1 protein-coding gene is annotated in these 579 nt (G+C 69.6%); it reads right to left on the bottom strand.

Features of this window, described 5'->3' with window-relative positions; translation table 11 throughout:
* A partial coding sequence (locus DD1DGNOD_RS22465) for a transposase (RefSeq protein ID WP_165036969.1) occupies positions 1-499 on the bottom strand: 499 nt, incomplete at its 3' end.
* Between the last annotated feature and the right edge of the window lie 80 nt (positions 500-579).

Below are 579 nucleotides of genomic sequence, written 5' to 3'. Positions count from 1 at the left end.
CGCGGACCGTCTCGCCCACCATTTCCAGGCGGTTGAGCGTGCGGATCCGCGCCAGCACGTGCGTGGAGTCGGCGCGCACCCTGGCCCCGCCCTTGAGCAGCCCCGCCTCCCGCGCCCGGTCCAGCATGGCATCGAGCAGCGACGCCGCGCGCCCGTCGAGGGCGAGCCGGTCGCGGAACTCGCTGAGCACCGAGAAGTCGAAGCCTGGGTACTCCAGGTCGAGGCTCAGTGCGTACTTCCAGTCCAGCCGGGTGCGGACCGCGTCGGCGGTGTCCCGGTCCGTCAGATCCTCCATTGCCTGCAGGACGCAGACCAGCGCCAGCATGCCCGGGGGCAGTCCGGGCCGGCCCTCGGCGGCGAACCAGCCCACGAAGTCGTCGTCGACGAAGACCGGCCCCAGCGTGTCACGCAGCCTGGTCACGCGCGTTCCCTTCGGGCACGCCGCGCGGACCACCTCGACCGTACGGACGGGTATCTCGGTGCAGTCTCGCCCGGTCATCGACATGGCCCACCTCACTCGGGACAACGTCACCTGCAAGACGTAACGCTATCAACACCATGAGTTAGCCAACAGAGTCC

Origin of the sequence: Candidatus Protofrankia californiensis (assembly GCF_900634765.1) — a bacterium.
GTDB lineage: Bacteria > Actinomycetota > Actinomycetes > Frankiales > Frankiaceae > Protofrankia > Protofrankia californiensis.
This window is presented reverse-complemented; position numbering and strand designations above follow the sequence as displayed.